Raw genomic sequence first — 14,020 nt, 5'->3', positions numbered from 1 at the left:
AATGACCCAGAAACTCGTCGTCATCGGCGCCGGAATGGCCTCGGGCCGCATGCTGGAACATCTTTTCGAGGCGGGCGCGGACCATGAGGTCACGCTCTTCAACGCCGAGCCGCGCGGCAACTACAACCGCATCATGCTCTCGCCGGTCCTGTCGGGCGACAAGGACTATGCCGGGATCGTCACCCATGACGACGGCTGGTACGCCGCCCGGGGCATCACCTGCCGCTTCGGCGAGCATGTCGTGAAGATCGACCGGCGGCGAAAGGTCGTCACCGGCGAGAAGGGCGAGGCCGCCTATGACAAGCTGGTGATCGCGACCGGCTCGGCGCCGTTCATCATCCCGGTCGCGGGCAGGGACCTGCCCGGCGTCGTCAGCTACCGCGACCTCGACGACACCAACGCGATGATCGGCGCGGCGGCGAAGGGTGGCCATGCGGTGGTGATCGGCGGCGGGCTTCTGGGGCTCGAGGCCGCGGCCGGGCTGCAGAGCCGCGGCATGGAGGTGACGGTGATCCACCTCATGGGCCACCTGATGGAGCGCCAGCTCGACCCCGCCGCCGGTTATCTTCTGCAGCGCGAACTGGAGCGGCGCGGGATCACGGTGCATTGCAAGGGCGCCACCAAGGCGATCCTCGGTCACGACCGGGCCGAGGCGGTGTTGCTGGAGGACGGCACGGTCTATCCCGCCGATCTGGTGGTGATGGCGGTGGGCATCCGGCCCGAAACCCGGCTTGCCGTCGATGCCGGGCTGGAGGTCGCGCGCGGCATCGTGGTCGACGACCGGATGGTGACCTCGGACCCCGACATCCTCGCCGTGGGCGAATGCGTCGAGCATGACGGCCAGCTCTTCGGCCTCGTTGCCCCGCTTTACGATCAGGCGAAGGTCGCGGCGCTGAGCCTTCGGGACGAACCCGCCGCCTTCCGCCCGGTCCAGACCGCGACGAAGCTCAAGGTCACCGGCTGCGACCTCTTCAGCGCCGGCGACTTCGCCGAGGGCGAGGGCCGTGAGGACATCGTCTTCCGCGACCCGGCACGCGGGCTCTACAAGCGGCTGGTGATCGAGGACGACCGGCTTGTCGGCGCGGTGATGTACGGCGACACTGCCGACGGCAACTGGTTCTTCGGGCTGATCAAGGACGGCACCGGCATCGAGGCGATGCGCGAGACGCTGATTTTCGGCCCGGCCTATCAGGGAGGGGCCGCGGCGGACCCTATGGCGGCCGTTGCAGCCTTACCGGCTGACGCAGAGATCTGCGGCTGCAACGGCGTCTGCAAGGGCCGGATCGTCGAGGCGATCGCGGGGGGTGCCACGACGCTCGACGCGGTGCGCGCGGAAACCAAGGCCTCGGGCTCCTGCGGCACCTGCACCGGGCTCGTCGAGCAGGTGCTTGCGGTGACGCTTGGCGACGAGTTCGTGATGCCCACGGCGAAGCCGGTCTGCGGCTGCACCGAACTCACGCACGAGGACGTCCGCCGCATGATCAAGGCGCGCGAGCTGAAATCCATGCCCGCGGTGATGCAGGAGCTGGGCTGGAAGACCTCCTGCGGCTGCCATGTCTGCCGCCCGGCGCTCAACTTCTACCTGCTCGCAGACTGGCCGCTGGGGTACCGGGACGATCCCCAAAGCCGCTTCGTCAACGAGCGCAAGCACGCCAATATCCAGAAGGACGGCACCTTCTCGGTCGTGCCGCGCATGTGGGGCGGGCTGACCAGTCCGCGCGAGCTGCGCGCTATCGCCGATGCGGCCGAGAAGTACAACGTGCCGACGGTGAAGGTCACCGGCGGCCAGCGCATCGACCTTCTGGGCGTGAAGGGCGAGGACCTGCCGGCGATCTGGGCCGACCTGAACCGGGCGGGCCTCGTCTCGGGCCACGCCTATTCCAAGGGGCTGAGGACGGTGAAGACCTGCGTCGGCTCCGACCACTGCCGCTTTGGCACACAGGATTCGACCGGTCTCGGGGTGAAGCTCGAACAGGCGCTCTGGGGCTCGTGGACGCCGCACAAGGTCAAGCTCGCGGTCTCGGGCTGCCCGCGCAACTGCGCCGAGGCGACCTGCAAGGATATCGGCATCGTTTGCGTCGACTCCGGGTATCAGGTCGGTGTCGGCGGCGCGGCGGGGATGGACGTGAAGGAGACCGAGCAGCTCGCCGACGTGAAGACCGAGGAGGAGGCGATCGCGCTCACCATCGCCTTCGTCCAGCTCTATCGCGAGAACGCCAAGTATCTCGACCGGCCCTACAAGTGGATCGCCAAGGTCGGGCTCGACTGGGTGAAGGCACGCGTCGTCGACGATCCCGAGAGCCGCGCCGCCCTGATCGAGCGGTTCCGGATCAGCCAGTCCGTCTACCAAAAAGACCCCTGGGCGGATCATGTCCAATCCGAACAGGCGCGCTACGCGCCGCTTGCCAATCTCACGCTGGAGGCCGCGGAATGACCACCTGGATCGACATCGGCGCGCTTGACGACATTCCCGCGCGCGGCGCCCGCGTGGTCAAGACTGCGATGGGCTGCGTCGCGGTCTTCCGCACCGCCGCCGACGAGGTCTTCGCGCTCTCGGACCGCTGCCCGCACAGGGGCGGGCCGCTCTCCGAGGGAATCGTGCATGGCAAGAGCGTCACCTGCCCGCTGCACAGCTGGGTCTTCAGCCTCGAGACCGGGCAGGCGCAGGGCGCCGATGCGGGCGAGGTTCCGACCTATCCGGCCCGAGTCGAGGGCGGGCGGATCCTCCTCGATGCGACCCGGCTCGCGCGACGGAGCGCGGCATGACCGACGCGCCCGGCATCCGCACCACCTGCGCCTATTGCGGCGTCGGCTGCGGCGTGATCGTCGCGCCCGACGGCGCGGGCGGTTTCGCGGTGCGGGGCGATCCCGACCATCCGGCCAACCGCGGCCGGCTCTGCTCCAAGGGCGCGGCGCTGGCCGAGACGCTCGGGCTTGAGGGGCGGCTTCTGGCGCCGCGGATCGGCGGTCGCGATGCGGTATGGGACGCGGCGCTCGATCTCGTGGCAGGCCGGTTCGGGGAGACGATCGCCGAGCACGGGCCGGACGCCGTCGCCTTCTACGTCTCGGGCCAGCTGCTGACCGAGGATTATTACGTCGCCAACAAGCTGATGAAGGGCTTCATCGGCTCTGCCAATATCGACTCGAATTCGCGGCTCTGCATGGCCTCGACCGTCGCCGGCCACCGCCGCGCCTTCGGTACAGACACGGTGCCCGGCACCTACGAGGATCTTGAGGAGGCCGATCTCGTCGTCCTTGTCGGATCGAACCTCGCCTGGTGCCACCCGGTCCTCTACCAGCGCCTCGTGGCGGCAAAGGCGGCGCGGCCGGCGCTGCGCGTCGTCACCATCGATCCGCGCCGCACCGCGACCTGCGAGCTGGCCGACCTGCACCTCGCCATCGCGCCGGGTGCGGATGTGGCGCTCTTCAACCGGCTACTGGCCGCCATCGCCGACCGCGGCGCGGTCGACGAAGCCTATGCCGTGCATCTGGAGGGGATGGACGGTGCCATCGCCGCCGCCCGCGCCGAGACCGGGGGCACGGGGCTTCCCGAGCGTGACATCGCGGCGTTCCTCGACCTCTGGATCGGCACCGAGAAGGTCGTGACCGTGTTCAGCCAGGGCGTGAACCAGTCCTCGAACGGCACCGACAAGGTCAGCGCGATCCTCAACTGCCACCTCGCAACCGGCCGCATCGGCCGGCCCGGCATGGGGCCGTTCAGCGTGACGGGCCAGCCCAACGCGATGGGCGGACGCGAGGTCGGCGGGCTTTCCAACATGCTCGCCTGCCATCTGGAGATCGAGAACCCCGACCACCGCCACCTCCTCCGCACCTTCTGGCACGCGCCCGCGATGCCGGAAAAGCCGGGGCTGAAGGCGGTCGAGATGTTCCGGGCGGTGGCCCACGGCCGGATCAAGGCGCTCTGGATCATCGGCACCAACCCGGCGGCGACCCTGCCCGATGCCGATGCCGTGCGCGACGCCATCGCCGGATGCGACTTCGTTGTCGTCAGCGACCTTTTCGCGACCACCGACACCGCCCGGCTCGCCGATGTGCTGCTGCCGGCCGCGGGCTGGGGCGAGAAGGACGGCACCGTGACGAATTCCGACCGCACGATCAGTCGCCAGCGCCGCTTCCTGCCCGCGCCCGGTCTGGCCCGACCCGATTGGGCGATCCTTTCCGAGGTCGGCCGCCGCATGGGCTGGCCGGATGCCTTCGACTTTGCCTCGCCGGTCGAGATCCTCCGCGAGCATGCCGCTTTGTCCGGCCACGCGGCGGCACGAGGACGCGACTTCGACATCTCGGATCTCGCCGCGCTCGACGAGGCCGCATATGACGCGCTGGCGCCCCTGCGCTGGCCGGTGAGCGCCAGGAGGACAGGCGGTCGCTTCTTCGCCGACGGGGGTTTCTTCACGCCGAACGGCAAGGCGTGGATGGTGCCCGTCGTGTCGCGCGGCCCTGCGACCGCCACTGACGACCGCTATCCATTCCGGCTCAATACCGGGCGGATTCGCGACCAGTGGCACACGATGACCCGATCCGGCCGTGCCCCCCGGCTGGGCCGCCACCTCGGCGAGCCTTTCCTCGAGATCCATCCCCTGGACGCCGTCCGGCTCGGGATCCGGCCCGCGCATCTCGTCGAGGTCGAGAGCCGCGAGGGCAGGGCGATCCTGCGCGCGCTCGTGACCGACCGCGTTCGCCCCGGCGAGGTCTTCGCGCCGATGCACTGGACTGCCGAGCACGCCCCTGCAGGCCGCGTCGGCGCGCTTGTCGCGCCCGTCACCGATCCGATCTCGGGACAGCCGGAGAGCAAGGCCGGCGCCGTCGTCCTGCGCCCCTACCGCGTCGCATGGTACGGTTTCGCGGTCGCGGCGACCGATGCGCTGCCCGCTACGGACTACGCCGCGCGGGCACGGGTCGCGGGCGGCTGGCGCATGGAGCTTGCCGGCGCCGAGTTGCCCGAGGACTGGGAGGTTTTCAGCCGCGCCGCCTTCCGTCTGCCGTCAGCCGAGGCCATGACCGTCGTTGACCGCGCCCGCGGTATCGCGCGGGTGGCCCTGATTGCGGAGGGAAGGGTACGTGCCGCGCTGTTCGCGGGACCGGAACCCGTGGCGGTCTCGCGCGAGCATCTGGCGAGCCAGCTTGGAGATACCGGTCGCGAGATCCTTGCCGGTCAGGCAGCCGCCGACCGGCCCGACCCCGGCGCGACGCTCTGTTCCTGTCTGGACATCGGCGTGAACACGATCGTAGTGGCCGTCCTCACCCAGGATCTCCTGACGGTCGAGGCCGTGGGTGCGGCCATCGGCGCAGGAACCAACTGCGGATCCTGCCGGCCCGAGATCGCATCGCTCCTGAGACGCTGCGCAACCAGGGTGGCAGCGGAATGACCGGCCACCCGCATTCACGCCTGCCTTGGCGGCTCGTGTGCGACGGGTTGGCTGGCGCCGTCAGTGATCGTCGTGGGCGTGGTCGCGGTCGATGACGTATTTCTTGTCGCAATAGCCGCACTCTACGAAACCGGCCTCATGCGGGATCGACAGCCAGACGCGCGGATGGCCGAGCGCGCCCTCGCCGCCGTCGCAGGCCACTTTCCAGGAGGACACGACCTCGGTCTCAGGGGCGGGGATGGGCATTATCTGGGCTCCGTCACGAAAGTTTGCGGCATGATAGCGATTGTGGGGGGATGGACAAGCGCGCGCCGTCTGTCAATCCACCCGCTTCAGCATCGACCCGAGCACCCGGCCGCCGAGGATATGCATGTGGTAGTGCGGCACTTCCTGCACGCCATGCGTTCCGGCATTCGCGATCGTCCGGTAGCCCTGCCCACCCTCGCCGGGGCGGATGCCGAGCGTTTCGCAGACCGCGGCGGCGGTGCGCATGAAGTCGGCGATCTCCTCGGCCGAGGCCTCGGCGGCGAAGTGGTCGAAGGTGACGTATCTGCCCTTCGGAATCACCAGCACATGGATCGGTGCCTGCGGGCCGATGTCGTGGAACGCGAGCGTATGCTCTGTCTCAAGCACAGTCTTGTTGGGGATCTCGCCACGCAGGATGCGGGCGAAAACATTGGTGTCGTCGTAAACGTAGGCCATGGCTTCCTCAATCGGCGAACATGTGCTCGGTTGCCGCGATCTCGCGCGCGGCACCTTCCGAAATATCGAGAAACGCCGCCAAAGGCACGGTGTTTTCCTCGACCGACCGGCCCTCGAGTATCCGGTGGAACCGGGAAAATCCGGCATCGCGGATGCGGTCGCTCTCGTAGCGCAGGTCGTGGCGGATCGTCGGCAGGAGCCGGCTGAGCGCCTCCGAGCCGGTGTGCTCGCCCGCAAGGCCGACCCGGCGGGCGTGGCCGACGAGATAGTCATCCGAATAGCGGCAGTCGACTTCGAGGATCCGCACGGTGGCCTGGTCGGAGCAGAAATCCTGCATCAGTTCGAAGCTCGACGGATCGAGGCAGATGATGAGCCGGTCGGTCCGGTGGTACCCGTAAAGCATCCGCATCAGCGCCCGGTGGTGGCGGGCGCGCTTTTCCAGCGTTGTCTCGATGCCGCCGAGATCGGGCAGCGACGTCCCTTCCTCGTTGAACAGGTATTCGATCACCGGCACCTGTGCGACCTGTCCGGCGCGTCGGGCGAGCCGCTTGGCGACATGCCATTTCTTGCACACCACGATCATCAGTTCGCGCTCGCTGCCGATGCTCGCCTCGGTTTCCCAGAACCTCCGGGCGAAACGCCGCCCCGAGCGGCCACGCCCTGCGAGGAAGGCGTAGAGCCGCTCCCCTTCGTTCGAGATCCGGAACTGCACGCCCCGCGCGGCATAGAGGTCGCCGAGCCGCACCTTAAGTTCATGCGCATCGGAGCTGATCTTGCGGGCGAAGAGGAAGTCCTGACCGAGGAGAAGGTCGTAGTGGTCGTTGTAGAGCGTCACCGGCATCCCGTAGTCGGTGAACAGCTTGAAGGTGAGCGTGCGCGAGCGAATCTCGCGCTCTGGCACGAGGTGGCGCACCAGCGTCTGGAAGAAGGTCTCGTCGGGGATCCAGGTCGTGCGGAAGAACCGCATCACGTCGCGCCGTTGTTGCACGAAGTCGAACACCGCCTCGATGGTGTTGCGCCTGAGGCACCACCACTGGCTGCCAATCATCATCTGCAGGTCAGCGGGAGGCGCCCGCCTGAGACCGAGTCGCTGTTGCAGGTTCAGCGAGGCATAGAACAGCCGCTTGTGGCTGCGTTCGTTGAACGGGTGGCGATAGACGAGACGTTCTTCCCTGATCCCGGTCTTGATCCAGTCGGAGCCGAAGAAATCGAAGCTCTCGACATAGTCGACATCCTCCGCATCGAGGAAGGCATGTACATATTCGGCCGACTTGATCGCTATGCAGTCGCCCGACAGGAGGAGAAAATGCGTTGCGTCGGGAAACGCGTCGAGCGCCGCGCGGGTCGCGTTCAGCGTGCCCTGCACGAGGCTCCAGGCGCCCCAGCCGCACCGGACCCTGCGCCGCGCGAATGTGACATTGGGATTGCCGGCCAGTTCGGCGCGGATCCGCGCGTAGTCGGCCGGATTGGCGCGCGCGTCGAAGTGGATCGCCATGCAGTCGCCGGTCGCGGTAAGCCGCCGGGCCTGCGCGATGATCCCCTCGGGGTCCTTATGGCACAGCAGGATGAAGGCGATTCTTGCCATTGGTGAAACCTGGAAGCCGCTGCTTGGCTGTTTACCGGGCTAATTACCCTCAACGGCCGTTGAAAAGACAGTGTTTCTTTGCTCTTTATGCAGCAATTCGAGCGCGGGTTACGAGGCGGCCCGATTTTGGAGGCGATTTCATGGGTTTTCCCGGCACCTGGATGACTGAGAGCGAGAGCGTGGTCTATCGCGTGGTGCCGAAATGCGCCTGCTCCACGATCGGCCAGATCATGTTCTACTCCGATCACGGGCGTTTCTTCGACGGCGACATCCACGACTCGACCTCGGGCATGCACAAATGGGCGCAGGAGCCGAGCCAGCCCTTGATCGAGGCCAATGTGAAGGCACATCGCAGCTACACCTTCACCTGCGTGCGCAATCCTTACACGCGGATCCTGTCGTCCTTCTTCGACAAGATCTGCGGCATCCAGAGGAACGGCAAGCGTTACCGCGGCAATCTCGTACCGCTCCTCACCCAGAAGTATGGCATTGAGGTCGGCAGTCCCGACACCGGCTTCGATTTCGACCAGGTCAAGTCGTTCCGCCGCTTCCTCCTGTTCGCGCGTGACACGATCCGATGGAAGCGGCCGATGGACCCCGACATCCACTGGTCCGCTATGTCGGGCCATGTCGCGACGCTGATCGCCAACGGCGGGCGCTATAATTCGATCATCTTTACCGAGACCTTCAACGACGGCATGCAAAAGGTGCTCGACGCCATCGAGACTCCGGTTCCGGTCGACCTCGCCGCGATCCCGCGTTTCAACGAGAGCGAGGGCCACGGCCCGAAGCGCGCCCATCCGGTCGAAGCCTATTTCGACGACCTCTCGATGCATCTCGTCTACGAGATCTACAAGCGCGACTTCGAGCTCTTCCGCTACGATTTCGAGAACCCGGCGAACAAGATGCCGAAGGGCGAGGTCGACCTCGACGAGGTCCATGCCAAGCTCAGCGAGTAGGATGGCGGGCTATTCCGGCACGCCACTGGTTAAGAAGCTCGGACTTCGCCCCGGCATGGCGATGGCGGTCCTGAACCCGCCCTGGCCCTATGCCGAGACACTTGGCCTCGTAGTCCGGCCGCAGGAGCCGGAACCTGACGCCGCCCTGCCGCATGGGCTCGACTTTCTGCATCTCTTCACCGCGTCCCGCGCCGAACTCGACCGCCGCCTCTCCGAAGCGCGCCGGACAATCGCGCCGGACGGCATGATCTGGGTGAGCTGGCCGAAGAAAGCCTCGAAACGCCCCTCCGAGATCACCGAGGACACGGTGCGCGAGGTCGCGCTGCCCCTCGGCCTCGTCGATGTGAAGGTCTGCGCCGTGGACGAGGTCTGGTCCGGGCTGAAGCTCGTCATACGTCGCGGCCTGCGGTGACGGCGGCGGGCACCCGGCCGGGGAACATCTGACGACCGTCGGCCGCGGGTGGCGCTCGCGCGCGGATCATGCGAATAGTCGGTCACGCGCAGGACGGGGGGCGACATGACATTCGGCAAGGGCTGCCATCTGCATCTGATCGACGGCTCGGCCTTCATCTTCCGCGCCTATCACGCGCTGCCGCCCCTGACGCGCAAGTCCGACGGGCTGCCGATCGGCGCGGTGGCGGGATTTTGCAACATGCTCTGGTCGCTTCTCACCCAGAACAGCGGCAAGGACGGGCCGACCCACATCGCCTGCGTGTTCGACTATTCCTCCAAGACCTTCCGAGACGACATCTACGATAAGTACAAGGCCAACCGGCCGGACCTGCCCGAGGACCTGCGCCCGCAGTTCCCGCTTACGCGCGAGGCGACGCGGGCCTTCAACGTTGCCTGCCTCGAGCTTGAGAACTACGAGGCCGACGACATCATCGCGACCCTCGCCCGGCAGGCGACCGAGGCGGGTGGCGAGGTGACGATCATCTCGTCGGACAAGGACCTCATGCAGCTCGTCGGCGGCGGCGTCGAGATGTTCGACGCGATGAAGAACCGCCGGATCGGCGTCGAGGAGGTCGAGGAGAAGTTTGGCGTCAAGCCCGACCGCGTGGTCGACGTGCAGGCGCTGGCCGGGGATTCGGTCGACAACGTACCCGGCGCACCGGGGATCGGGGTGAAGACCGCCGCACTTCTCATCAACGAATACGGCGATCTGGAAACGCTTCTGGCGCGCGCCGAAGAGATCAAGCAGCCGAAGCGGCGCCAGGCGCTGATCGACAATGCCGAACTCATCCGCATCTCCAAGCGGCTGGTGACGCTCGACGTGCATACGCCGGTCGAATGGGGGCTCGACGAGCTCGAGGTGAAGGCGCCCGAGGCGGAGCCGCTGATGAACTTCCTCGCGCAGATGGAGTTTCGCACCCTGACGAAGCGGGTCGCCGAGGCGCTGAAGGTCGAAGCCCCGGCGATCCCCGAGACGCCGGCGGTGCCAGTCACGCACGAAGCCGCCGAGGCGCCGCCGCAGGCGGTCGCCGAGGCGGTTCCCTTCGACACCGGCAAATATGAATGCGTCCGCGACGCCAAGGCGCTCGTGCGCTGGATCGCGGCGATCCGCGACCGCGGTTATGTCGCCGTCGATACCGAAACCACCAGCCTCGACGAGATGCGGGCGGAGCTTGTCGGCATCTCGCTCTCGGTCGTGCCGGGCGAGGCCTGCTACATCCCGCTCGGCCACCGGCAGGGCGGCGGCGATCTCTTCGGCTCGAACGAGCTGGCCGAGGGGCAGATGGCGCTCGACGAGGCGCTCGGGCTTCTGAAACCGGTGCTGGAGGATGATGCGATCCTCAAGATCGGCCAGAACATGAAATACGACTGGAAGATCTTCGCCCGTCACGGGGTGCGGGTGGCCCCGATCGACGACACGATGCTCATGTCCTACGCGATGCATTCGGGGCTGCACAACCACGGCATGGACGGGCTTTCCGAGCGCTATCTCGGCCATGCGCCGATCGAGATCAAGTCGCTCCTCGGCAGCGGCAAGTCGGCGATCACCTTCGACCGGGTGCCGATCGACGAGGCGGTGAAATACGCCGCCGAGGATGCCGATGTCACGCTGCGGCTCTGGCAGGCGTTCAAGCCCAACCTGCACCGGGCACGGGTGACGACGGTCTACGAGACGCTGGAGCGCCCGCTGGTGCCGGTGCTGGCCGAGATGGAGATGGCGGGCATCCGCGTCGATGCGGCGACGCTCAATCGCATGTCGAACGCCTTCGCCCAGAAGATGGCCGGGCTCGAGGCCGAGATCCAGGAACTCGCGGGCGAGCCCTTCAACGTCGGCAGCCCCAAGCAGCTTGGCGAGATCCTCTTCGACAAGATGGCGCTTCCGGGCGGGCAGAAGGGCAAGACCGGGGCCTATGCGACCGGTGCCGATGTCCTTGAGGACCTCGCCGCCGAGGGTCACGACCTGCCGGGCCGCGTACTCGACTGGCGCCAGCTGTCGAAGCTCAAGTCGACCTATACCGACGCGCTTCAGGGCCATGTGAACCCCGAGACGGGCCGCGTCCACACCTCTTACGTCATCGCCGGCGCCAATACCGGGCGGCTCGCTTCGACCGATCCGAACCTGCAGAACATCCCCGTCCGGACCGAGGAGGGCCGCCGCATCCGCGAGGCCTTCGTTGCCGGACCGGGGATGCGGCTCGTCTCGCTCGACTACAGCCAGATCGAGCTCAGGATCCTCGCCCATGTCGCCGATATTCCCGAGCTGAAGACCGCGTTCCGCGAGGGCGTGGACATCCATGCGATGACGGCTTCCGAGATGTTCGGCGTGCCGGTCGAGGGCATGGACCCGATGGTGCGCCGCCGGGCCAAGGCGATCAACTTCGGCGTGATCTACGGGATTTCCGGCTTCGGCCTCGCCCGCAACCTGCGGATCCCGCGCGCCGAGGCGCAGGGCTTCATCGACCGCTATTTCGAGCGGTTCCCGGGGATCAAGACCTACATGGACGCGACCGTGGCCTTCGCTAAGGAGCACGGGTATGTCCAGACCCTTTTCGGCCGCAAGATCCACACGCCCGAAATCAACGCCAAGGGCCCGACGGCGGGCTTTGCCCGGCGCGCCGCGATCAACGCGCCGATCCAGGGCGCGGCGGCCGACGTGATCCGGCGCGCGATGATCCGCATGCCGGGGGCGATCGCGGGCCTGCCCGCGACGATGCTGCTGCAGGTCCATGACGAACTGCTCTTCGAGGTCGAGGAGGGCGCGGTGGACAAGCTCGTCAAGACCGCGCGCGGGGTCATGGAGGGGGCGGCGCATCCCGCCGCCCATCTCGACGTGCCGCTCGTGGTCGATGCCGGGCAGGGCGCGAACTGGGCCGAGGCGCACTGAGCGGCGCTTTCGGCGCGTGCCGCGCCGCCTTGCCAGTCGAAAGGCTCAATCGGCCAGGCTTGGGTCGCCGCTTGCCCAGGCGACGCCTTCGCCGCGGTTCATCGTTCGGATCAGCGCCATGTCGGCTTCGTCGATGGAGAAGCCCGCGAGGTCGATGTTCTGCCGCATCCGCTCGGGGTTGAGGCTCTTCGGCAGCACGGCATACCCGTTCTGCACGCCCCAGCGCAGCAGGACCTGCGCCTCGGTCACGCCGTACTTCGCCGCCATCCCGGCAAAGGCATGGCCGTCATCCTTCATCGCGTCGCTCTTGTTGCTGTCCTGCCCGGGTTCGGAGCGCCATGTCGACAGCGGGACGAGGCTGCTGTAGGCGATCGGCGCGATGCCGTTCGCCTTCATGTAGGCGAGCAGATCGGGCTTTTGCGACCAGGGGTGCAACTCGATCTGGTTGGCTTCGGGCATCGGCAGCCCGGCGGCCTTGATCTCTTCCAGATGCGCCTGGTTGAAGTTGCTCACGCCGATGCTGCGGGCCTTGCCGGTCCGCTTCAGCTCCAGAAGTGCCCGCCACTGCCCGATCCGTTCCGAGCCACCAAAAGGTACATGGATCAGGTAGAGGTCGACATGGTCGAGCCCGAGCCGCGCGAGGCTCGCTTCGGCTTCAGCCAGGGTTTGCGCCTCGGTCTTGGGCGCGTCACCCCAGGCCGGGTTGCCGGGCCAGACCTTCGTGGTCACGAAGATGTCGTCGCGCGACAGGCCGGTCGCCTCCAGACCGGCGCGCAGACCGGCGCCGACGCCCTCTTCGTTCCGGTAGCCGGCGGCGGTGTCGATATGGCGGTAGCCGGCGATGATGGCGTTGCGAACGGCCGCGGCCGCGTCCTCGTTCGAGATCAGGTAGGTGCCGAAACCAACGGCGGGGATATCGGTGCCGGCGTTCAGGGGAAAGGTTTTGTGCAGGGCGCTCATGTCTGTCTCCGTCGGCTGTTTGCTGGCCGTGACTCTAGTGGCATGGGGGTGTCCGTGCCTGCCACATCCTCCGTTTGACCTGCCTGTTCCTCCGAAGTTCCGGGGAAATCGGTGCATGTCGCGATGGAGTCTGGTAATGCAAGGACGGAGGGTGCGTGCATGAACTTCGACCATCTGATCGCCTTGAGCGAGCGATACGCAGCCAAATACAGTGGGAAATCGGAAGGTCTGCCCGGCCTATTCATACTCCGCAAGGAAACCGTCAGCAGTTTCGAGGCGGTGATCTACCAGCCGGTGATTTGCCTGATTCTTCAGGGCGCCAAGGAAACGTTCGTCGGGGATCAGGGCGCACGGTTGCAGGCGGGCGATGCCTTGCTGGTGAGCCACGACGTGCCGGTCGTCTCGAGGATCACCAAGGCCAGTGCGACCGAACCCTATCTCGCGCTGATCCTGTCGCTCGATCTCGCGCTGGTGCGCAGCCTTTACGAACGGGTTGGCGAGGCGCTGCCGCCGGCAGACAGGGCAAGGTCGCTGTCGGCCGCGCCGGCCGATCCGGCATGGATCGACCCCCTGGGCCGCTACCTCGCGATGATGGACCGGCCGCTCGATGCCCGGGTGCTGGGGCCGGCGGTCCTGCGAGAGGTCCACTACCGGCTGCTCATGTCGCCGATCGGGGGAATGCTGCGCAACCTCCTGTCCATCGACAGCCATGCCAGCCGCATCGCCCGGGCGATCCTGCGGATCAGGGCCGACTTCCGCGCCCCGCTCGCGGTTTCCGAGCTGGCAAGAACGGCGGGCATGAGCCCGTCCTCGTTTCACGACCACTTCAAGTCGGTGACCGGCACGACGCCGCTGCAATACCAGAAGGACCTGCGCCTGATCGAGGCGCGTGGCCTGCTCGCCGATGGGCGGCAACCGGTATCGGCGGTAGCTTTCGCCGTCGGCTACGAAAGCCCGACCCATTTCAGCCGCGACTACAGCCGCAAGTTCGGTCGGCCCCCGAGCCGCGACACCCCGAACGCCGGTCCGCGCCCCGGCGGTCCGATTGGCTTGGGTGTTGGCGCCCCGATGCTGTAGACTCCGGGCCTGA

11 protein-coding genes are annotated in these 14,020 nt (G+C 67.1%); 7 read left to right on the top strand and 4 right to left on the bottom strand.

Annotated features, from left to right (window positions below; all coding sequences use genetic code 11):
- The first annotated feature begins 1 nt into the window (after position 1).
- Genes nirB through OM960_RS08825 form a run of 3 tightly spaced genes read left to right on the top strand, consistent with a single transcriptional unit; the run spans position 2 to position 5,387 of the window.
- Entirely contained in the window at positions 2-2,434 is a 2,433-nt protein-coding gene (gene nirB / locus OM960_RS08835) for a nitrite reductase large subunit NirB (protein WP_264771718.1), read from the top strand.
- Positions 2,431-2,766: a nitrite reductase small subunit NirD gene (gene nirD, locus OM960_RS08830; RefSeq protein WP_264771717.1), complete on the top strand. Its 336-nt coding sequence runs from the start codon at positions 2,431-2,433 to the stop codon at positions 2,764-2,766. The genes nirB and nirD overlap by 4 nt, the downstream gene beginning before the upstream one ends.
- A complete protein-coding gene (locus tag OM960_RS08825) occupies positions 2,763-5,387 on the top strand; it encodes a nitrate reductase (protein WP_264771716.1) in 2,625 nt (874 codons plus the stop codon). The genes nirD and OM960_RS08825 overlap by 4 nt, the downstream gene beginning before the upstream one ends.
- Positions 5,388-5,447: 60 nt before the next feature.
- On the opposite strand, the gene OM960_RS08820 is transcribed toward OM960_RS08825, so the two are convergent.
- The 3 genes from OM960_RS08820 to OM960_RS08810 all read right to left on the bottom strand — a co-directional run bounded on the left by OM960_RS08820 (position 5,448) and on the right by OM960_RS08810 (position 7,674).
- A complete protein-coding gene (locus tag OM960_RS08820) occupies positions 5,448-5,633 on the bottom strand; it encodes a zinc-finger domain-containing protein (RefSeq protein WP_263334079.1) in 186 nt (61 codons plus the stop codon).
- A gap of 72 nt (positions 5,634-5,705) precedes the next feature.
- Entirely contained in the window at positions 5,706-6,089 is a 384-nt protein-coding gene (locus tag OM960_RS08815; RefSeq protein WP_264771715.1) for an HIT domain-containing protein, read from the bottom strand.
- Positions 6,090-6,096: 7 nt separating this feature from the next.
- Entirely contained in the window at positions 6,097-7,674 is a 1,578-nt protein-coding gene (locus OM960_RS08810; protein ID WP_264771714.1) for a beta-1,6-N-acetylglucosaminyltransferase, read from the bottom strand.
- Positions 7,675-7,814: 140 nt separating this feature from the next.
- Between OM960_RS08810 and OM960_RS08805 the strand changes: the two genes are divergently transcribed.
- The 3 genes from OM960_RS08805 (at position 7,815) to polA (ending at position 11,970) form a co-directional block, all read left to right on the top strand.
- The gene (locus OM960_RS08805) at positions 7,815-8,633 is read left to right on the top strand and encodes a sulfotransferase family protein (protein ID WP_263334074.1); all 819 of its coding nucleotides are present in this window, start codon (positions 7,815-7,817) and stop codon (positions 8,631-8,633) included.
- Between the two features lies 1 nt (position 8,634).
- Positions 8,635-9,045, top strand: coding sequence for a DUF3052 family protein (locus OM960_RS08800; RefSeq protein WP_264771713.1), 411 nt, complete (start codon positions 8,635-8,637; stop codon positions 9,043-9,045).
- A 105-nt stretch (positions 9,046-9,150) separates the two neighbouring features.
- A complete protein-coding gene (gene polA, locus OM960_RS08795) occupies positions 9,151-11,970 on the top strand; it encodes a DNA polymerase I (RefSeq protein WP_264771712.1) in 2,820 nt (939 codons plus the stop codon).
- A 45-nt stretch (positions 11,971-12,015) separates the two neighbouring features.
- On the opposite strand, the gene OM960_RS08790 is transcribed toward polA, so the two are convergent.
- Positions 12,016-12,930, bottom strand: a complete 915-nt coding sequence (locus OM960_RS08790; protein ID WP_264771711.1) for an aldo/keto reductase — start codon at positions 12,928-12,930, stop codon at positions 12,016-12,018.
- A gap of 159 nt (positions 12,931-13,089) precedes the next feature.
- Between OM960_RS08790 and OM960_RS08785 the strand changes: the two genes are divergently transcribed.
- Complete coding sequence (locus tag OM960_RS08785; RefSeq protein WP_264771710.1) at positions 13,090-14,007, top strand: AraC family transcriptional regulator; 918 nt, start codon at positions 13,090-13,092, stop codon at positions 14,005-14,007.
- The last annotated feature ends 13 nt before the right edge of the window (positions 14,008-14,020 follow it).

It is taken from the genome of Defluviimonas salinarum, assembly GCF_026013545.1.
In the GTDB taxonomy this organism is placed as follows: Bacteria; Pseudomonadota; Alphaproteobacteria; order Rhodobacterales; family Rhodobacteraceae; genus Albidovulum; species Albidovulum salinarum.
Note: the sequence above shows the minus strand (reverse complement) of the source record. Positions and strands in the feature narration are given on the sequence as shown.